This is a genomic window from Fusicatenibacter saccharivorans (genome assembly GCF_015557635.1).
Lineage (GTDB): Bacteria > Bacillota > Clostridia > Lachnospirales > Lachnospiraceae > Fusicatenibacter > Fusicatenibacter saccharivorans.
On record NZ_JADNOP010000010.1, the window covers coordinates 78,964 to 99,286 of the forward strand.

General features: G+C 46.1%; 21 protein-coding genes. 17 read left to right on the top strand and 4 right to left on the bottom strand.

The features are described from left to right. Window positions 1-203: 203 nt before the first annotated feature. Genes I2G42_RS09900 through I2G42_RS09910 form a run of 3 tightly spaced genes read left to right on the top strand, consistent with a single transcriptional unit; the run spans window position 204 to window position 3,588 of the window. Complete coding sequence (locus I2G42_RS09900) at window positions 204-1,226, top strand: glycoside hydrolase family 130 protein (protein ID WP_117510535.1); 1,023 nt, start codon at window positions 204-206, stop codon at window positions 1,224-1,226. Between the two features lie 18 nt (window positions 1,227-1,244). Further along, on the top strand, window positions 1,245-2,423 hold the full coding sequence (locus tag I2G42_RS09905) for an AGE family epimerase/isomerase (RefSeq protein WP_055221154.1): 1,179 nt from the start codon (window positions 1,245-1,247) through the stop codon (window positions 2,421-2,423). Beyond that, on the top strand, window positions 2,413-3,588 hold the full coding sequence (locus tag I2G42_RS09910) for a glycoside hydrolase family 130 protein (protein WP_022461807.1): 1,176 nt from the start codon (window positions 2,413-2,415) through the stop codon (window positions 3,586-3,588). Before I2G42_RS09905 ends, I2G42_RS09910 begins: the two co-directional genes overlap by 11 nt. A gap of 149 nt (window positions 3,589-3,737) precedes the next feature. Here the strand turns inward: I2G42_RS09910 and I2G42_RS09915 are convergent, their stop codons facing one another. Then, on the bottom strand, window positions 3,738-5,795 hold the full coding sequence (locus I2G42_RS09915; protein WP_118601459.1) for an ATP-binding protein: 2,058 nt from the start codon (window positions 5,793-5,795) through the stop codon (window positions 3,738-3,740). A gap of 283 nt (window positions 5,796-6,078) precedes the next feature. On the opposite strand from I2G42_RS09915, the gene I2G42_RS09920 reads away from it, so the two are divergent. From I2G42_RS09920 to I2G42_RS09960, 9 genes are all read left to right on the top strand, one after another. Beyond that, window positions 6,079-7,029, top strand: a complete 951-nt coding sequence (locus I2G42_RS09920) for a 3'-5' exonuclease (RefSeq protein WP_055225843.1) — start codon at window positions 6,079-6,081, stop codon at window positions 7,027-7,029. 165 nt (window positions 7,030-7,194) lie between these two features. After that, window positions 7,195-7,569: a GNAT family N-acetyltransferase gene (locus I2G42_RS09925; protein WP_242856655.1), complete on the top strand. Its 375-nt coding sequence runs from the start codon at window positions 7,195-7,197 to the stop codon at window positions 7,567-7,569. A gap of 24 nt (window positions 7,570-7,593) precedes the next feature. Next, entirely contained in the window at window positions 7,594-8,199 is a 606-nt protein-coding gene (locus I2G42_RS09930; RefSeq protein ID WP_022462768.1) for a thymidine kinase, read from the top strand. Next, window positions 8,192-8,434 (top strand): DUF4177 domain-containing protein, encoded by a 243-nt coding sequence (locus I2G42_RS09935; RefSeq protein ID WP_242856654.1) that lies wholly within the window; start codon window positions 8,192-8,194, stop codon window positions 8,432-8,434. Before I2G42_RS09930 ends, I2G42_RS09935 begins: the two co-directional genes overlap by 8 nt. A 110-nt stretch (window positions 8,435-8,544) precedes the next feature. Next, window positions 8,545-9,105 carry a histidine phosphatase family protein gene (locus I2G42_RS09940; protein ID WP_276511279.1) on the top strand — a complete coding sequence of 187 codons (561 nt, stop codon included), beginning with the start codon at window positions 8,545-8,547 and terminating at the stop codon, window positions 9,103-9,105. Beyond that, a complete protein-coding gene (locus I2G42_RS09945; RefSeq protein ID WP_055225839.1) occupies window positions 9,102-9,596 on the top strand; it encodes an AAA family ATPase in 495 nt (164 codons plus the stop codon). Before I2G42_RS09940 ends, I2G42_RS09945 begins: the two co-directional genes overlap by 4 nt. A 27-nt stretch (window positions 9,597-9,623) precedes the next feature. Further along, complete coding sequence (locus I2G42_RS09950; RefSeq protein WP_055225837.1) at window positions 9,624-10,064, top strand: GNAT family N-acetyltransferase; 441 nt, start codon at window positions 9,624-9,626, stop codon at window positions 10,062-10,064. Window positions 10,065-10,089: 25 nt separating this feature from the next. Next, window positions 10,090-10,614: a GNAT family N-acetyltransferase gene (locus I2G42_RS09955; RefSeq protein WP_055225836.1), complete on the top strand. Its 525-nt coding sequence runs from the start codon at window positions 10,090-10,092 to the stop codon at window positions 10,612-10,614. Window positions 10,615-11,128: 514 nt separating this feature from the next. Further along, window positions 11,129-13,090: an ABC-F family ATP-binding cassette domain-containing protein gene (locus tag I2G42_RS09960; RefSeq protein ID WP_055225834.1), complete on the top strand. Its 1,962-nt coding sequence runs from the start codon at window positions 11,129-11,131 to the stop codon at window positions 13,088-13,090. Window positions 13,091-13,376: 286 nt separating this feature from the next. Here I2G42_RS09960 and I2G42_RS09965 read toward each other — a convergent pair whose 3' ends face one another. Genes I2G42_RS09965 through I2G42_RS09975 form a run of 3 tightly spaced genes read right to left on the bottom strand, consistent with a single transcriptional unit; the run spans window position 13,377 to window position 16,541 of the window. Further along, window positions 13,377-14,459, bottom strand: a complete 1,083-nt coding sequence (locus I2G42_RS09965) for a hypothetical protein (protein ID WP_055225832.1) — start codon at window positions 14,457-14,459, stop codon at window positions 13,377-13,379. 20 nt (window positions 14,460-14,479) lie between these two features. Next, window positions 14,480-16,087 carry an Hsp70 family protein gene (locus tag I2G42_RS09970; RefSeq protein ID WP_055225830.1) on the bottom strand — a complete coding sequence of 536 codons (1,608 nt, stop codon included), beginning with the start codon at window positions 16,085-16,087 and terminating at the stop codon, window positions 14,480-14,482. Then, on the bottom strand, window positions 16,071-16,541 hold the full coding sequence (locus tag I2G42_RS09975) for a nucleotide exchange factor GrpE (protein ID WP_055225828.1): 471 nt from the start codon (window positions 16,539-16,541) through the stop codon (window positions 16,071-16,073). Before I2G42_RS09975 ends, I2G42_RS09970 begins: the two co-directional genes overlap by 17 nt. Before the next feature lie 266 nt (window positions 16,542-16,807). Between I2G42_RS09975 and I2G42_RS09980 the strand changes: the two genes are divergently transcribed. From I2G42_RS09980 to I2G42_RS10000, 5 genes are all read left to right on the top strand, one after another. Further along, entirely contained in the window at window positions 16,808-17,080 is a 273-nt protein-coding gene (locus I2G42_RS09980; RefSeq protein ID WP_195531008.1) for a hypothetical protein, read from the top strand. A 20-nt stretch (window positions 17,081-17,100) separates the two neighbouring features. Next, window positions 17,101-17,496, top strand: a complete 396-nt coding sequence (locus I2G42_RS09985) for a transglutaminase domain-containing protein (RefSeq protein ID WP_195531009.1) — start codon at window positions 17,101-17,103, stop codon at window positions 17,494-17,496. Then, the gene (locus I2G42_RS09990) at window positions 17,442-18,353 is read left to right on the top strand and encodes a protein kinase domain-containing protein (protein ID WP_055225824.1); all 912 of its coding nucleotides are present in this window, start codon (window positions 17,442-17,444) and stop codon (window positions 18,351-18,353) included. Before I2G42_RS09985 ends, I2G42_RS09990 begins: the two co-directional genes overlap by 55 nt. Before the next feature lie 46 nt (window positions 18,354-18,399). Next, window positions 18,400-19,203, top strand: a complete 804-nt coding sequence (locus tag I2G42_RS09995) for a vWA domain-containing protein (protein WP_055225822.1) — start codon at window positions 18,400-18,402, stop codon at window positions 19,201-19,203. Between the two features lie 94 nt (window positions 19,204-19,297). Further along, window positions 19,298-20,287, top strand: coding sequence for a protein phosphatase 2C domain-containing protein (locus tag I2G42_RS10000; protein WP_055225820.1), 990 nt, complete (start codon window positions 19,298-19,300; stop codon window positions 20,285-20,287). Window positions 20,288-20,323: the final 36 nt, after the last annotated feature.

Sequence of the window (20,323 nt, forward strand, 5' to 3'; positions counted from 1 at the left end):
GGAACTTATTTTTTAAGTAATTTCCAGTTGAAAAATTAATCATCTATGTTAAAATTAAGCTAAAGGACTGGGCGTGAGGGTGATAAAACACGGCGGTTCGGAGAAAAAAGAATGAAAAAACAAGATTCTGTCCACTAACAGAAACTTAAAAAAACAAAGTACAACTCATAAACAAACAATATTTTTCATGGAGGTTTCAAAAAATGAGCGAAGTTAAAATTATTGGAGATGCTGTCAAAAATATGCCATGGCAGGAAGGCCCGGCTGAGTTTTCCGGTGCACCGGTATGGAGATACAGCGAGAATCCGATCATCGGAAGAAATCCGGTGAAGGAAGTAGCAAGAATCTTCAACAGCGCCGTTATGCCGTACGGCGACGAGTTCATCGGAGTATTCCGTGGTGAGCAGACAAACGGAATCCCGTACATCTACCTTGGAAGAAGCAAAGATGCGATCCACTGGAATTTCGATGAGAACAAAATCCAGTTCGTTGACGAAGAAGGCAAACCGTTCATGCCGGTTTACGCATATGACCCGCGTCTTGTAAAAGTAGAAGATACCTACTACATCATCTGGTGCCAGGACTTCTACGGTGCAGCCATCGGAATGGCAAAAACAAAAGATTTTGAAACCTTCGTACGTGTGGAGAATCCATTCCTTCCATTCAACAGAAATGCCGTTCTCTTCCCGAGAAAAATCAACGGCAACTTCGTGATGCTGTCCCGTCCAAGCGACAGCGGCCACACACCGTTCGGTGACATCTTCCTGTCCGAGAGCCCGGATATGCTGTACTGGGGCAAACACCGCCACGTCATGAGCAAGAGCCCGGAGTGGTGGGAGTCCTTAAAGATCGGCGGCGGCGCAGCTCCGATTGAGACCAACGAAGGATGGCTGCTGTTCTACCACGGTGTAAGCGGCACCTGCAATGGCTATGTATACAGCATCGGCGGCGCAATCCTCGACAAAGAGAATCCGTCCATCGTAAAATACCGCTGCCAGAACTTCCTTCTGACACCGGAAGAGTGGTATGAGGAGAGAGGCTTCGTTCCGAACGTAACCTTCCCGTGCGCAACCATTCACGATGCAGAGACCGGAAAGATCGCGATCTACTACGGCGCAGCCGATACGTATGTAGGACTGGCATTCACAACCGTAGATCTGATTGTAGATTATATCAAGAAAAACAGTGTCGTACGCGAGTCTGACACCGAAATTGGAAGAAGATAAGAAAGAAGGAAAGAAAAGATGCAGTCTTTGGCAAAGGAAGTAAAGCAGGAGCTTACTGGACGGATCGTTCCGTTCTGGGAGGGCTTAAGAGATGAGGAATACGGCGGATTTTACGGCTATCAGGACTTTGATCTGAACGTGCAGAAAACGTATGAGAAGGGCTGCATCTTAAACAGCAGAATTCTCTGGTTTTTCTCGAATGCGTACCTGACCTTAAAGGACGAGAAGCTGCGCGCCGATGCGGAGCATGCGTACCGCTTTATGAAACAGGCGTGTGTGGACCGCGAGTACGGTGGCGTGTTCTGGTCTGTCACCTACGACGGAAAACCGCTCGATACGACAAAGCATACGTACAATCAGGCATTTGCAATTTATGCGCTGTCTACGTATTTTGATGCGACGGGCGACACCGAGGCGCTGGAGCTGGCAAAATCGCTGCAGCAGATCATCGAGACACACTGCACCGACGAGTACGGTTATCTCGAGGCATTTACCCGCGATTTCAAGCCGGAGAGCAATGAAAAGCTCTCGGAGAACGGCGTCATGGCAGAGAAGACCATGAATACGCTGCTGCATGTTTTCGAAGCATATACCGAGCTGTACCGCGTGACAAAGGATCCGTTTACCGGTGACCGTCTCCGCTTTATGATGGATCTCTTCGCGGATAAAGTATATAACAAAGAAAAAGGCCGTCAGGAAGTATTCTTCGACCGGACATGGAATACGCTGATTGATCTGTATTCTTATGGCCATGATATCGAGACTTCCTGGCTGATCGACCGGGGTACAGAAGTGCTCGGCGATCCGGCTTACCGGGAAAAACTGCTGCCGATCACCGGAGAGATTGCGGAAAATATCTACAACACGGCATACAAAAATCATTCGCTGATGAATGAGTGCGAGCGCGGTGTGGATGATACCACAAGAGTCTGGTGGGTACAGGCAGAAGCAGTCGTTGGATTTTTAAATGCATGGCAGAAAAAACCGGAGGAAACAAAGTATCTCGATGCGGCAAAAGACATCTGGGGCTACATCAAGGAATATGTGATCGACAAACGAGAGGGGTCTGAGTGGTTCTGGTGCGTGAATGCAGACGGAAGCCCGATTCATGAGCCGATTGTAGAACCGTGGAAATGCCCGTATCACAATGGACGTATGTGTATGGAAGTAATTGGGAGGTTAAAAGATGCTGAATAAACAGTATTATGTGGAAAAAGCCAAGGTAGACCGCCTTGTGGCAAGAAAGAACACAAAAGCAGATTTTTACAACGGTATTTATGACCGCTATGAGTATCCGGTGCTGACAAGAGAGTTCGCTCCTGTTCACTGGAGATATGATCTGGATGAGGAGACGAATCCGTACTTTATGGAGCGTCTCGGCATCAACGCTGTGATGAACTCCGGCGCGATTTATCTGAATGGAAAGTATTATCTCGTTGTCCGCGTGGAGGGCAATGACAGAAAATCTTTCTTTGCTGTTGCAGAGAGTGATACTGGTATCGACGGATTCCATTTCTGGGATTACCCGGTTGTGCTGCCGGATACCTGCGCAGAGGAAACCAACGTTTATGACATGCGTCTGACCCAGCACGAGGACGGCTGGATTTACGGAGTGTTCTGCTCTGAGAGCAAGGACAAAAACGATCCGGATCTGTCCGCGGCTGTTGCTGAGGCTGGTATCGTAAGAACGAAAGACCTGAAGACCTGGGAGCGTCTGGACAACCTGAAAACCTTACGTTCTCCGCAGCAGAGAAACGTTGTTCTGCATCCGGAGTTCGTAGACGGAAAATATGCCTTCTACACCCGTCCGATGGATGGTTTCATTGAGACCGGAAGCGGCGGAGGAATCGGCTTCGGACTCTGCGATGATATCACACACGCTGTCATCGACGAGGAGAAGATCATCAGCAAACGTATTTATCATACCCTGACCGAGTCCAAAAACGGTGCTGGAGCAGTGCCGATCCGAGGTAAGAAATGCTGGATCAACATTGCACACGGTGTAAGAAATACAGCAGCAGGCCTTCGCTACGTTCTGTATGTCTTCGGTACCGATCTGAACGATCCGTCCAAAGTCATTGCAGAGCCGTCCGGTGTATTCCTGGTTCCGCTTGGAAAAGAGAGAGTCGGAGACGTTTCCAACGTTGTATTTACAAACGGCGCGATTGCGCGTGAGAACGGAGAGGTTTACATCTACTATGCATCCTGCGATACAAGAATGCATGTAGCAACTACCACAATCGACAAACTCGAGGACTATCTGTTCAACACACCGCAGGATCCGCACAGATCCCCGGACTGCGTAAAACAGAGATGCGAGCTGATCTCCAAAAACCTGGAGCTGCTGAAAAACGAGAAATAAAAGCGTCCGCTGCGGCGCATGAAAAAAGGAGCTGTTCTCTTTACGGGAACGCTCCTTTTTTCATGCATATTATTTGTTTTTGGGTTTCTGATCGTCGATGGAAGTTAAAATTCCATAGAAGAGGCGCGGTGCATCGGGATCTGTAAAGGTCATGAAAACCTGGAAAGTGTTTCGAGAAGAACCGAAACGTCAACGGGTTTCGCGATATGGGCGTTCATGCCGGATTCCAGTGCTTTTCGGCGGTCCTCTTCAAACGCGTTTGCCGTCATGGCGACAATCGGGATTTCCCCGCGTTTTCCCGGGAGTGCACGGATCGCTTCTGCGGCCTGATAGCCGTTCATGTTCGGCATCTGAATATCCATCAGAATAACATTGTAATAATCTTCTGGTGCGTTCTGGACTGCTTTTAAGCAGAGGGCGCCGTCTTTTACGTGCTCGGCGTGAATGCCGTTTTCTTCCAGAACGGTGAGTACAATTTCTGCATTCAGGTCATTATCCTCGGCAAGCAGCACGCGTTTTTCGGAAAGCGTCTGCAGGGACTGCTCGAGAATCTCGTCTTTATGCTGGTGAGCCGCAAGCTGTTCTTCGGTCGGAAGTTCAAACGTGAGGCAGATCGTAGTTATTGTTCCGGCACCGAGTTCGCTTTCCACATCGATCGTTCCGCCCATCAGATTCACGAGGGATTTTACGATCGGAAGGCCGAGGCCGGTTCCGGTGATGTGGCTTTCGGTGGAGGAATGTTCTCTTGTAAATTCTTCAAAAATATGCGGCAGATACTCTTTGCTCATGCCGATGCCGTTGTCCTTCACGGTGATGCGGTAGGAGGCAAAGCCCTTCCTTGGTGCCGGTGTCTCTTCGATTTTTACGGAAATTTTTCCGCCCTCCGGCGTATACTTGATGGAGTTGCTGATGATATTCAGCAGAATCTCCCGTATTTTTGTCCGGTCGCAGAGGATGGCATCGTGTTCCACCGTGTTGTAACAGAGATAGGAAAGATTTTTGCTTTTTAACGAAGGCTCAAACACTGCATTCAGGGAATTGATCAGCTCGCTGTAGCTGCCGAGCTCGATTTTCAGCGAGGCTTTACCGCTCTCAATGCGCGCCATCTCAAGCACGTAGTTGATCAGGGAGAGCAGAAAACTGCTGGAGGACTTGATTTTTGCAATGTAGTCGACCGCGCGGTCCTTCTCGTCGATGTGCTTTTCCAGCAGATCCGAGAAACCGATGATGGCATTCATCGGGGTTCGGATGTCGTGGCTCATGTTGAACAGAAAACGTGTTTTTGCTTCGTTGGCAGACTGTGCTTCCTGTACGGCTTTTTCCAGTTCTGCTGCGTGAATCTCGTCTTTATAGCGGCGCATCTGGAACTGCAGAAAACCAATAGAGGCAAGCAGGGAAAGGATGAGCCCGAGTGCAAAGAAAACAAAAACCTGCAGCAGACTGAGCCAGCCGTTTTTCGGTACAATTTCAAAATGCCAGGTGTCGTTCGGCACGGTGCAGAGAACTTCCATGGCATCGGAACGCCGGGAATTACCGGAGTGTGCGATGGAAACGTGTTCGCCGGTGGCCGGAGAAATTTTCCAGATTTCGTAGGTATAGCCGGCTTCTTCCAGCGTATTCAGTTCGATTTCATCCAGAAAGGATTCCCAGTCGAGAACGAGAAGCGAAAAGCCCCAGAAGGTCTTGTTTCCACTGTCATCGGTTGTGTAGATCGGGTCAAAAAGCAGTGCGCCGATGCCGCCCTGCTGCAGTTCAAATGGTCCTGCGATGGTGTACTCACCGCTCTCTTTGGCAAGAGTGGCCTCCTGCCGTCTGGCAGGATTTTCGAGCGTATTGAGTCCGAGAGCGGCTTCGTTTCCACGCATCGGATAAATCAGTGTGACAATGCCGTCCTTTGCAAGCTCATGTGCTTTGATGACATTCTGGTCGTCCTGCATCAGCGAGGAGAGGACGGAAAACTCTTCGTCATTGACGGTATAACCGGCTTCAATCATGTGTTTCATCAGATTGGATTCGGCAAGATAATGGTTTAACTGCGATTTCACGCGGCCGATGGTCGTCTGTGCGGTATAGTCAGCTTTCAGCTTTGCTTCCTTTAACTGATTCTGATACAGAAAACCGGCGCAGAGCTCGACAAGAAAAAATGTAATAAAAAACAGCAGAAGCGCCTGAAATCGAATCTGTTTTTGCGTTAATTTTGTTTTCATATCGGATGCTCATCTAAATTCGTAATATTTCCGGCTTTTTCAGGTGATTTTTTTGAGTAAAAACGAAGGCCGGAGTTAAAAATATTATATCGGATTTACCCTGGGATTTCAATAAAAGAAGCGTTAAGTTTGAAAGAGAACAGGATGAAATGAATGGGAAATGTAATGCACAGGAAGAAAATTGCCAGAATGGGCAGAGAATGGAATTGCCAGATAGTTGCTCATTATATCAAAATCATTTATAATAGGGACAGACGACACAGAATGAAGGATTGACAATACAATGGACTATGTGATTTTTGACCTGGAATGGAACCAGTGTCCCTATGGAAAAGGAAAAGAGAACCCGAAGCTGCCATTTGAGATTATTGAGATCGGCGCGGTGAAGATGGATGGTGAGCGGAATGTGGTGGGAACGTTTCACCGGATTGTAAAACCGGTGGTCTACCAGCATCTCCATCACCGGACGCGCGAGGTCGTCGGACTGACAGAAGAGGATCTGCAGAACGGAATCCCATTTGCGCAGGCCGTGCAGGAATTTTTTGCATTCTCCGGCGGTGCGTGCATGTTCGGCACCTGGGGACCGGGAGACCTGACGGAGCTCCAGCGGAACATGAAATTTTATAACCTCCTGTCGCTGATCCGCGGGCCGATTCATTTTTACGATGTACAGAAACTGTTCGCGATCCAGTACGAAACGATGAAGAGCCGCCGGGCGCTCGAGTACGCCGCCGACTTCCTCCATCTCCCGAAGGACGAGCATTTTCATCAGGCGCTTTCGGATGCAAAATATACGGCCGACATTTTTGCGCGCATCGATATGGATGTTGTGCTGGCGTACGACTCGATCGACGTATATCAGAACCCGAAATCGAAAAAAGAGGAGATCCACGCCGTCTATAATGGCTACACGAAATTCATCTCCCGCGAATTCGACACAAAAGAAGAAGCCATGCACGACCGCGAGGTCTGCAGCACGCACTGCTGCATCTGCGGGAAAACGGCAAGAAAACGCTTACGCTGGTTTTCGGCCGGCGGGAAAAACTACTACTGCGTAGCCTGGTGCCCGGAGCACGGATATTTGAAAGGCAAAGCCCGCATGAAACATTCGGATGAAGGAAAACTCTTCGTCGTGAAAACCATCCGCATCAGCAGCGAACAGGAGGCGGGGGAAATTCGGCAGAAGAAAGAGAACCTGCGGAAGAAGAGGAATCAGAAGAGGAAAGAAATGTAAGAAAGGCAGAGGAAATGGAAACGGGATAAAAGGTTTCATTTCTTCTGCCTTTTTAATTGGAAAACAGAGCGGGATCGGTTATAATAAAAATTGAAGAAACTATCGATAAAAGCAGGTTTGTCGGTAGTTTTCTGTTATAGAAAAGAAATGGGGGCAGAGCCGGAGATGATGCATGTGGAAGCGGTGGATCGGGAAGGGCTGCGAAGAAGAGTAAAAGATCCCTTCTATCAGAATACAATATCCATTCTTGCTATGGAGAATGATCAGGTTCTTGGGCGAATTGAGTATCATTTTTACGGATGTATGCAGGACGGTTACCGGATGGCGTATGTGGACTGGGTTTATGTGCTGCCGGAAGCCAGACATAAAGGCGTTGCGCAGGGGCTGTTTCAGGAGATGGAAAAAGACTGCAGGAAACATGGGATTAACCAATATTATCTGATTCGGGCGACAAATCCAAATGCAGATAAATTTTATCACAGCTTTGAAAACGCAGAGATTGATGAGGAGTCGTTTTTACGGAAAGAACTGAAAGAATAAGAAAAGACAAAAGGACGAAAAACAATGGCAAAATTATATTTCCGCTACGGCGCGATGGGCAGTTCGAAATCTGCTAATATTTTGATGGTTCGCTATAATTATGAGGAGCGTGGACAGTATGCTGTCCTGCTGAAGCCGCGGACGGACAACCGCGACGGAGAGCATGAGATCAAATCCCGCATCGGGCTGGAAGCACCGGCGGAGTATGTGGATGAGTTTTTAAAAGAAATTTCGGAGACATGGAGTGCGGACAGCGGGGAATACCGGTATCATGGAAAGAAAGTGGACGCGATCCTGATCGACGAAGCGCAGTTCCTTTCACCGGAGGAGGTTGATACGCTTTCGGATATCGTAGATTTTTACGAGATCCCGGTACTCTGCTACGGCCTGCGTGCCGACTTCCGGACCCGTCTGTTTCCGGGATCCATGCGGCTGATGGAGATCGCCGACGTCATCGAGGAAGTTCCGACGGTCTGTTGGTGCGGAAAACGTGCACAGTGCAATACGAGATATGCAAACGGAAAAATCGTGCGGGAAGGTGCGCAGATTTTCCTTGGATCGAATGAGAGTTATGTGGCGCTCTGCAGGAAGCATTATAAGGAAGGAAAGCTGTGGAAGGAAGATGAGTGAGATCAGAATACAGGAAGTGCAGGAGAGAGCGCAGCTGATGGATAAACTCGTGGAACTTTTAACCGTAGGAACAAAATGGTTCTCAGACAAAGCCGATGCAGCCAACCTTGCAATTCTGGACAAACGCATCAACGAAAGAGCCGCCGAAGGATGGGAACTCGTCACATACGATTATATGGCGACCTCCATGCAGATCAAGGGGGCGTTTGTGATTACATTTCGGAAAGAGAAATAAGCCAAATCACTTTTCGAGCAGATGTATTATTTTACTCGGTTACAACCGAGTCAATGATAACCGAATAAAATATTCTGTCGAAGGAGATAAAAATGAAAAAGATATTTTTAATGCGGCATTCTATCCCGGAAAAAGGAGATATGCCGAATGAAAGGATTCCTTTATCGGAAAAGGGAAAAGCACTTGCTGTATCAAAAAGAAATATATTTTCAAATGTGGACAGATGCTTTTCTTCACCTTATCGGAGAGCAATGGAAACGGCTGAATTCATCGCAGATCACCCGGTCATTGTGAAGGAGCTGCATGAAAGAACGATCGGGGATGCCAGGGAGGATTTCTGGCTGAAACAGTATGAAGATCACGATTTTCGCAATCTGGGCGGGGAATCATTAAATCAGGTGAAGGTCCGAATGAAAGCAGCGATAGATTCCATTGTCTGCCAGATGGAAGAGGGTGAAACGGCACTCGTGGTTTCTCATGCGACGGCGATCTGTGCATATTTGCTTTCTTACTGTGAAATTGAAGTGAAAGATGCGGAAAACAAAGTAAGAAAAATATCTTTCCATGGAAAAGAAATCCTGAATGGCAGATTTCGGCCGGCAGATGGATTTGAAATCCTTTTTGAAAACGATATTTTTTCGGATATTCGTGTTATGGGGAGAGAAAAATGAAAACATTATATTTGATCGGCGGAACGATGGGCGTTGGCAAAACGACAGTAAGCCAGCAACTGAAAAAAGAGCTGGCGAACAGCGTTTTTCTTGACGGCGACTGGTGCTGGGACGCCGATCCGTTTCAGGTGACGGATGAGACGAAAGAGATGGTGATGGACAACATCTGTTATCTGCTGAATAACTTTCTGCATTGCAGCGCTTATGAAAACGTTATTTTCTGCTGGGTGATGCATGAGCAGAGTATTGTTGATGAAATCGTCAGTAAGCTGGACACGGAAGAATGCAGAGTGATTAAAATTTCGCTGATCGTGGATGAAGCAAATTTGCGGAAGCGGTTATTATCCGACATCGCAAATAAGATTCGTACGGAAGAGATTATGGACAAAAGCATTGCACGAATTCAGATGTATCAGGTACTTGATACGGTAAAAATTGATACGAGTAATAAGAGTGTCTGTGAAATTACAGAGGAAATTGCAGCACTTTAAGATCAAAAAACAAGGAGCCAAACCAAAATGACCGAACGAATCATAGACAATGAACTCCGGCTGATCCCATATTACAGGAATGACGAGGCCTCTCTTACGTGGTATCAGGATCTGGATGTGTGTAGGCAGGTGGACAACCGGGAGAAGCCGTATGATGTGGAGCTGCTGCATCGGATGTATGATTATCTTACCGCGCACGGTGACTGCTATTATATAGAATATAAGGGCGTGCTGGTGGGAGATGTTTCGCTGAGAGAGAATAGTGAAATCGCTGTCGTTGTCTGTAAAGAATACCAGAATCAGCATATTGGAAGACGGTGCGTTCTGGAGATGCTGAAGCTTGCAAGAGAAAAGGGAATGGAGCGGGTAAAAGCCAATATTTATTCTTTTAATGGACAAAGCCAGCGCATGTTCCAGTCGGTCGGATTTGAGAAAACGGCGGAGGAATGGTATGAGTCTAAGCTGTAAGTGATTGCAGAGAAAGAGAGAAGAAATGAACATAAAATACAATCAGCTGTGCATTAGAAATGCCGAAAAGAAAGATTGTGAACAATTAGCCGTCTGGTGGAACGATGGAACCGTCATGGCCCACGCCGGATTTCCAAACGGGCTTGGGACAAGCGCAGCGGAAATTGAAAAACAGATTGCCGACGACAGCGATGAAACAAGACGAAGACTCATCATAGAATACAACGATGTGCGAATCGGCGAAATGAGTTTCTATGTATTCGAAAATCATCGATATGAAATCGGAATCAAAATCTGCGAATCCGATTACCAGGAAAAAGGCATTGGAAGAGTTGTACTGAGCATGCTCATAGAAGAATTGTTCCGCATGGGAGCCAACGTTATTTTTCTTGATACCAACCTCAAAAACACAAGAGCACAGCATGTCTACGAAAAACTCGGCTTCCGCAAAACCGCAGTCCATTACAATTCCTGGAAAAATCAGCTGGGGGAAATGGAATCTTCTGTCGACTATGAGCTGACGGCGGATGAGTTTTGCAATCTGAAATAGAAATTGTAAAATAAATGAGGGACGAGTGTAAAGAAAGTTCGATGGGAGAAAGAAGTGTGGAGTTTATGTTAAAAACAGAAAGGCTCATTATTCAGCCGTACAGTAACAGCTTTTTAGAAGCATATTATATACTACTCATGAGTAGTATTTTTGCGTAAGGGACTTTCGGAATATATAGGAAGTTAAATATCTCTGTTTTACTGGAACAAATCAGTAAAACAGAGATATTTTTATGCCGCAGGCGTACCAAATTTGATTCGAAAAATTTTTGGCATTGAGAACGAAGGGCGGAGACGGTATAATGGAAACAGAATTTTAACATCAGTAGACAAGAAGTCCCCCGCTTCTAAAACGGTGGGATGAATTGTTAAAAGAAACATAACAGCAGTGGCGGGCGGAGAGAAAACGGTATCTTCCACTGACATGAGGTAAGTCACAGTCGAACTATTTTCGACATGTCAGACTCCGTGAAAATACCGACTGTGAGGTTCACACAACAGAAAAGGTATAAAACATGAGATATCAGATCAGAAATGCAAAAGTACAGTTTGGCGCGGATACGATTTTAAACAGTGTGAATTTCGAAATTCACGACACAGAAAAAATTGCAATTGTTGGTAGAAACGGCTGTGGAAAAACGACACTTCTGCGGCTGATTGCCGGGGAGATTGAGATGAGTAATCTGGACAGCGACGAGACCTGCGGGATTACAATGAGCGGAAAACAGAACATCGGTTTTCTGCGCCAGATTAATTTTACCGATGGAGATGTGCCGGTAAGAGAGGAGCTGGAGAAGGCTTTCGCGGAAGTCTTTGCGTGTGAAGCGCGAAAAAAGGAAATCGAAAAGCTGCTTGCCGAGACCGAAGATCATAAAAAACTGCTGGCGGAGTATGATTACCTGGAGCGGAGAATCGAGAGCCTGCACGGGTACAGCTGGAAAAAAGATATGGAAACGATGTTCCAGAAATTTGGTTTTGCGCTCGAAGATCTGGAAAAACCGATCGGTGAATTTTCGGGCGGACAGCAGACAAAAATTGCGCTGATTCAGCTCCTCTTACAGCGTCCGGACATCCTGCTTCTGGACGAGCCGACCAACCACCTCGACATCGCTGCAGTGGAGTGGTTGGAAAATTATCTGAAAAGCTACGAAAATGCCGTTATCATTGTATCACATGACCGCATGTTTCTGGACCGCGTGATTGATGTGACGTATGAAATCGAATACGGTGACATCAAACGGTATCCGGGAAATTATTCTGCGTTTGTGAGATTAAAAGAAGAAGCGCAGATCAAGCAGGAAAAAGATTATGAGGCGCAGCAGAAGGAAATTGAGCGTCTGACGGCGTGGATTGAGAAATGGAAAAACACACCGACAAAAGTTGCGGCCACCCGTTCGAAACGAATGGCGATCGAGCACATGGTAAAAATCGAGAAACCGCGGCGGTTTGACACGAAGACGTTCCATGCCTTATTCCATCCGGCACGCGAAAGCTATACGGACGTGCTCACGATGAAAAAATTGAAAATAGGATACGATACCGTTCTGAGCGAGGTTTCGGCCGTCATCAAAAAAGCAGAACGGATTGCGATCATCGGAGAAAACGGAAAAGGAAAATCGACGCTTCTGAAAACCGTTGTGGGCGAAATCAATCCACTGGGCGGAAGTTATCAATTTGGAAACCGCGTGGATTTTGCCTACTTCGATCAGCACAAAGCAGTCAACCAGAAATTCGACCCGGAGCAGACGGTGCTCGACTATTTCTGGAGTCTTTATCCGAATCTGCTCCGCAACGACGTCAGAAGTGCACTGGGAGCCTTTCTGTTCTCCGGGGAGGATGTTGAAAAGAAAATGGGACAGCTCTCCGGCGGTGAAAAAGTGCGGCTGGAGCTCTGCCGGATTTTCTATACAAAACCGAATTTCCTGATTCTGGACGAGCCGACCAATCACATGGATCTGGCAGGCAAGGAAGCTCTGGAAAAAATGCTGACAAGCTACGAGGGAACCGTTCTCTTTGTATCACACGACCGCTATTTCATCAACCAGGTCGCAACCGGCATTCTGGCGTTCGGCGAGAACGACGTACAGTTTTACGGCATGAATTATGCGCAGTATCTGGAGGAAATCAAGCGGCAGACACCGGGAAGAGAGACGGGAAATGCAGCAACGAATGTACGAAAACCAGCCGATGTTCCGACTCTGGAGGATGTGTTCGATAAGAAAAAATATTATAACCCGGGAAAAATTCTGTCGCGCCTGAAACGGCAGCTTGAAAAATACGAGCAGCAGCTCGCCGAAAGCGAAAGCAGTCTCTCCGAACTCCAGCTGGAAATGATGGATCCGGAACTTTCTGCGGATTACGAACGGCTGATGGAGCTTCAGACCAAAATAGACGAGGAAAACAAAACACAGGAATCCCTGCTGGAACGCATGATGGAGACAGAACTGGAACTGGAAGAATACGAGGCAGACGAGTAAAGCGAGGTGAGAACGATCGAAAAGATATCACAGTCCATTGCAGAATTAAATCAGGCGAAAGAACACTGTCTTTCTGCGCCACACTCTTATCCCGGCCCTGATACATAACGTCGTACCCCGGTACGCCTTCAAATCTGTTCATTGCAATTCGCGCTCTGCAGCACTGCCTTTTTTGCATTATTTTCGGGTCTTGCTATAAGTACAGATAAAATATGAAAAGAGCAATAAAAAATATCCCTGTTTTACTGGATTTTATGTTCAGTGAAAGGGGATATTTTTATTGCTCTTACAATTCTCCAGCCAGTGCAACATCTTTCCAGTATCTTTCCAGCTTTACAAGCAGATGCAGTTCTTCTTCTGCGTCATAAAAGCTATCATCCGCGTTCGGATTTTTTGTGAGGCTGATTAGAATGTCCTGTCTGCAGAACTGGATTTTTTCAAGCAGATCACGGGCAGCGGAAGATGCTTTGCTTCCAGATGGCAGTTTGCCGGGAAGAAAGAGAGAAAGCTGGTACATGTGCCGTAAAAGATCACAGTTGGGGGCATCCAAAGCGGCAGTACAAAACAGAATAAAATCAAAAACAGGGACAGAAAAAGTACCGGAACCTGGAACGGGAGCGGATGGGTGAAAAGAAACAGAGGTACTTTCCAGAGTACTGTCTGATGTTACAGGAACTTCGAGAATATTCTGTACCATCCGAAAGATCCCCGTTTTTTCTTCCGGGAGCAGCCCGCCTTTGTCGGCTCGTTCCGTCTGACGTGCAGAGCTTAATAAAGCAAAGGCAGACAAAAGTGAGGATGCACTTAAATAATCCGTAGAAGAAGTGATCTCCGGTACCTGCATCCAGGAGAGTTTTTTGTTCTGGCTCCGCAGGTTAGATAAAAGCTCAGAAAGTGCCCGGGGAAGTCCAGCATACAGCGTTTTTAAAAGGGTATGATACCAGGTGTCGGCGACGGAAAGCAGATTTTCCGAAATTTTTTCATGAAAAGGAAAAATTGCCTGGAAGTATCGTTCTGGAAAAGCAAGAACATTACGGTTTTTTCCAAGATAATCACTGCAATCAAGATTATGATCGTTCAAAACAGCATCACAGAGAAAAGTGCCAAGGGCTTTAATCCGCTGTTTTATGATTTTTTTCTCGTTGGTACTTTCCGGAGGATCGGCCTTATAAGATTTAACTTGTCCCATCAAATAGTTAAACCAGTATTTGGAAGTGGTTTTCTCCTCTGGTAAACCGGCTTCTTTTGCAAACGCGGGAAGATAAGCCGGGGCCAGAAAACACCGGATCACAGCCGCATGACCGCAGTCTGCAAGACTGAAGAAAAAAGAATACCAGATATCGTCTGCAAATGCAAAAGAATTTTTCAAAATAATGTCTCCTTTCTGCGTCAGGTATCGTTCGAATGCCTGAGGTCTGCAAGACTCATTGAGTGAGAAGTAACAGGGGAAATACCATGGTCATCAACAACGACCATCAGTGTTCCGTTTGGAGTCAGCGTCATTGTCAGCAGCATTTGCGTACCGGCAGGAACCGGATGTGAGAAGTGATGCTGAATGACCAGAGAAGTAGGATTTCCATCATCAAGCTCAAGATAAGAATTTGCGGCTCCGTTTTCTACTTCGAAAAAAGCGAAGCGGGCAGAAGTCTGATCTGCGGAATGTGTTGTGTAGGTTCCGCTGACCTGAAATGGAAGCGGCGCATTGGAGGGGATCTGCACTTTCAGCTTTTGCTGTCCGCTGCCAGGCAGCCGTACCCGCAGAGCATAGGCATAGGCAACCGGGGTGTCGGAAAGCTGACGGTTTGCATACAATGCACAGCCGAGCGCAACAGCCTGTTCCGGAAAACGCTGCAGGATATGATCTTTGGCAAGATGCGGAAATTTTTGTTCTAACAGAGTGCGGACAAGCGGGATATAAGAGGAACCGCCGGTCAGAAGAATTTCAATTTGGGGATTGGTGGATTCTCCGGCGCGGTCAAGTACGCGGGCGGCACAGTCGACACACTGCTGCAGAGCAGGAAAAATTTTCCGTTCAAAATCTTTTCGGGTGATGATTACCTTTTGAATACCAGGGCGGCCGGAAACATCCGTACCTTCGATAAAAGCAGAACAGGATTCTGCGGAAGAAAGCTGTTCTTTAATCTGTCTTGCAGTGTGCAGAAGCTTTTGATGGTCTGCGGTTCCAGAAACGGAAAGGCGGTCCGGATCCAGATTTCCGGGATGGGCATGCAGTGCATCCAGAATCAGTTCGGCCATCGCGGAATCAAAAAAATCACCGGCAAGGGTAAGGCCGTCCGGGCAGAGAGCCTTGTATTCGTAAGGATGTTTATCTGTCCTGTGCAGATTAGGAACAAGAAGAACGGTATCAAACGTTCCGGCGCCAAGATCAAAAACAAGCACTTTTTCCAAAGTCTTTCGTGCATAGTGAGAATAAGTAAGGGCGGCTGCAATCGGTTCCGGAAGAAGAACAATTTCTTTGCCGTCGGAGGCGCGTTCCAGAATCTGCAGGAGTGTCTGACGTTTGGCAGCACCGAAGCGGACCGGAACACCGACTACCAGTTTGTGATAGGCAGGTTTGGAGAACAGGGATTTTTCCAGTGCCTGATGGCTGACAGACAAAATCCGGCGGATTTCTTTTTCTGCGATATCTGCGGTAGAAAACTGCTTTCCATGTAGAGTGACAAAAGGTTCGTCGAGTTTCATTTTGATGGAAGAACAGATCCCGGCCGGATCGTCAGAAAGTCCGTTGTAATCGGCAACCTCTTCGCAGAGATATTCCCGGTTGCTGCGTGCAGAGTACCAGAAAAGACTCGGGACTCCGCCGCGTGTGGATGGCGTTTCATAAGGGGCGGCAAGAGGAAAAGGCTCTTCTGTTGATTTACAGGCCATCATAGAGCGGTAGGTACCGAAGTCAAGACCGTATCCGTAAAACAAAGAGAATAAATCGTCAAACAGCGATGCTTCTGGATGAGAGTTCGAATCAGTTTTCCAGGTCATCCTTGTGTTCCTCCTTTCCGGAATCATCCGTTATAACAACTGCCTTCCGCAGAACAACATCGTGGAATTTCCATCCGCGGCTGCAGGGATCACAGGAAACGATGCGGTCAGAAGGAGAGGAAAATACCTGTTTCAGATGCAGTGCAGGATCGTAGAGGTCTCCGGGTTTTGGAATAATCGGCTCGGCACCGAGCAGCAGCAGTGCCTGTTCCAGAAGATCCGCATAACAGGGATTCAGTTCTCCGGAAGATCGGGTAATCATATTCCAGAGATCAAACAGTTTTTCTAAACCGGGCTGCAGATCAGCCTGACGGAGTGTTTCCCCAAGCGATGCTGTGGTGTCCCGAAGCGCCAGAATGGAATGCTGAAGTCCTGCCTGTTGCTGCAGAATCTGCCGCATCTGCTGTTCCAGTTCCTCAAATCCGGCAGGGGAAGTAGTGGAATGGTTCATCATGATATATTTCCTCCTGAGAATACAGAATAAACGCAGTGTTTAAACTCTCTTTTTCTGTAGTGTAACAGGAAAAAAGGGAAGCGTCAATTTGAAAAAAAACGAAATTTCCTCGGAAAAAAGGAAAAAAACGGGAAAAATGAAAAAATACAATCAAACAGACGGAAAAACGGAAAAAGACAGGAAAAAATAATGGAAAAACGGAGAGCGGAAATTGATAAAAGGGTTGCACTATGATATCGTAAGGTCACCGAAAGGGGGTGAGCAAAATGATTCCAAAGGATGAAAAGGAAGCATTAGAATTCCTGAGAAAGGAAGTTGGAGATGATTATGTTCCATGGCACCTTGAACGGACGTTTCGTCTGATGAATCAAAAAGAAATAGAATGTATACGTAGACTTATCAGGAAATTCACAGAAATGATTCCAGCTGACTTTTCACCGAAACAGAAAGCGGCGCTTCTGTTTGAAATCCTGGTAAAAAGAGGTACATATGTTGACGAAGAGAATGAGAATCGTTTTGTATATATGTCTCTGCATTAATTACTGGAAACTCAGTCTGCATGGGCTTTTCAGAACTGTATTGTATTCTCTGTTACAGTCTTGGAATCGAATGCAGCATTGTTATTGGATTTGCCTGGAACAAGGGGCTTACCGAGGATGCTGGACTTCATGCATGGAATATTGTCACACTTCCGGAATCTGAAAAAAATGGGAACGTAACGTTAAAACAGTACCATGTGGATGTGACGTGGAGCTTAGGAAAGTCCTGTGAAAACAGTTACTTTCTGAAAAGCGATCAGTTTATGGAAGAGCATTCTCACTTATGGAATAAAAAGGATTACAAATGCTCGGAAGACAACAGAGAAACTATAAACATTAAGAAAAAAGAGGTGGAAAGAATATGCCGTATTTTAGAGAAGGCGACTGCATTACAGTTGGCAATGAACGCATCGTAGTAGAAAAATTTTTGTCTTCTGGAATGCAGGCCGATGTCTATCGTGTTGTTAACTTCGACAAGAAAAAGCACATGGTGATCAAACATCTATATGGAGATTACTGCAGTAATAAAAAATTGTTTTACAGAAAAGTGAAACTTCTCAGTACGCATTCTGCTCCTCATGTACGTCTGATCTGGCCAAAGGAAGTAGGTGATTTTGATGAAAAAACCAACAGCTTTGTATATCTGATGGATGAAATCAGCTGTGAGTATAATGCAATCGCTATGGTAATGAAAAATCCAGATCTTCTGACTATGGATCAGAAGATGGAAATCTGCAGACAGATGGCAGAGGTTTTTTCAAGCCTCGGGAACAATGGTTTTATTTATTCCGATGTTTCCGGTACAAATATCTGCTACGGTATCGCTCCTGACGGAAGAGTTGATGTGCGTGTTTTGGACTGTGACAACATTTCATTGACTGGAGAGTCGCTGGGTCTCGCCGGAAGCGGTTTATTTCGAGCTCCTGAGGTAATGCTGGGGGCTTCACCGACAGAAATGAGTGATGCATATGCACTTGCGGTAGCCGCATTTCGGATGCTTACGGGCTGTCATCCTCTTGATGGCGTTCGCACTCATGCACAGCCGTTCACTCCGGAGTTTGTAAAGGAGTCCTTCGGAAAAAATCCCGAATATATTTTTGCTGAGGCAACTGAAAATGCACCTCTGGATGAGTTTTACAGACAGCGTTTTGAGAAACTTCCTGCGCAGCTCCAATTGTACTTTAATGTGATGTTCTCGAACAAATGCCTGCATGAACCGGAGAAACGTCCTACGGCTCAGATGCTGTTGACAATTTTACAGAGATTTTGCTGACAGGAAAACGGAAAAAAATAGAACCTGATGAAGGAGGAAAAATTATATGTATAAAAAAGGAAATGGAATGTATATCAAAGTAAAGGAGAACAAAGGAATGCGTACATGCGTACTGTTCCTGTTTCTTGACAAATCAGGCAGCGTAACCACGAAAGAAGGGAGTATTTATGATGCATTTACAAATTTGATGGAAAAGCTTGCCAAACAGAATGAGACCGCATTGGATATGCAAATTAAGGTGGTTCTGCTCACTTTTGATAACAATGTGCATGTTTTCAATCCAAATAATACACCTCTTCCGCCAGAACAGGTATTGGAGTTATTTGAGCGTAAAGATTACAAGTGTGGAGGGGGAACGAGTCTGGCTAATGTCTTTACGGAACTGGATCGGATTTTCAGCCGCGAGAAAAATGGATTTCTGACTCAGATGAAGCCTGGTGATCTTTATCCGATGGTTCTTTATGTGAGCGATTATGTGCCGACAGATACGAAAGAAGATTATGAAAAGGCAAAAAATAAACTTCTGTCCAACCGTTTTTATGAAAAAACGAGACGACTTTGTATTTATCTTGGATCAGAAAACCGTCGCGCTGATGCCGCAGAGCTTGTCGGCAGTGAGGATAATGTAGTGGTTCTTGAAAGCGATGTAGACACATTATTAACTCCAGTGCTTATCGGTTCTACATTGTTAAGTACAGACTCAACACATACAAATACACAGAATGAAACAAACAGCCCGGTTGAGCTGGCAGAACAGCAGAAAAAACGTGCTATTGAGGGAGCACAGAGCGCACAGAACCAGAAAGATGAGCAGCTTCACGAGGAGCTGAAGAAATTGCTCGGATTTTGATAAGAAGGCAACAGGAAAGAAAGCTCCAGCTTTTAATGTAAGGGGTAAGCAGAAGCTGGAGCATATAACAGAAAAGCAAAGGATGTGATGTATTATGGTAGTTCTGAACATCAGCAAAAGAGGACGCACCCATGAGAAAACAGGAAAACCATGCCAGGATCGTTCCATGATAAAAAAAATCGATGAGAACACATGGATTCTGACGTTAGCAGATGGTCATGGAGGCTCTCCATATATGCGTTCTGGTTTCGGAGCCAAAATTGCATGCAGAACAGCACAAAAAATTATGGCAGATGAAACAATTCCGGTGAAAGAATATCCGAAAAAGATCAAAGAGGTTTTTGATGCCTACACAGAGAAGCATCTTCATCTCCATCCCCTCACCGATGAGGAAAAGAAAAAACTTGGTTCCAGACCTGAAACGTATGCCTATGGTACGACATTACTGGCAGTAAAGATTTCACCAAAAGGTACATATCGTGTTCAGCTTGGTGACGGAAAACTGTCGGTGCTTGATACATTTGGAGCTCCGTTTAATGAATTGCCTGCGGATCCAAACTGTTATGGAAATATCACATCATCGCTGGTACAGCCTGATGCAGTGCAGCGATTCCGAATCAGCTATCAGGAGGATTCCGCATCCGCTGTAGTTCTAAACAGTGATGGATACGAGCCGGAAGGAGGATTTCCGTGGAAACTGTTAGACAACGCTATAGAAAACTGGAAAACATATCAGGAAAGTGATCTGAAAAAGGAAATGGTTTCGGAAGATCACCGCGGCGATGATCAGACAATTGTCCTCTTTCTGAATGAAAATGCTTTTACGGAAAAGTATAAAAGAGAGGTAAGAGAGCAGGCCGCTGAAGAAGCAGAGAAAGTTCATAAGTTCCACAAGCAGGAAAAACTTCTTGAGGAAAAACGTGAATTAGAGGCTTTCCTGACGGCAGGGCTCAGAAAATACAGAGAAATGGAAAATGATGCAGAAGCAGCAGGATTTCGTGAAAAAAGTCTCAAACCGAGATATCAGGCTTACAATGCCGTCTGCGTAGAGCTGGAATGTCTTCTTAACGAAATGGCAGAATAAATCTGTGTTGTACAGAATGGCAGAAAGGGGGTGGAA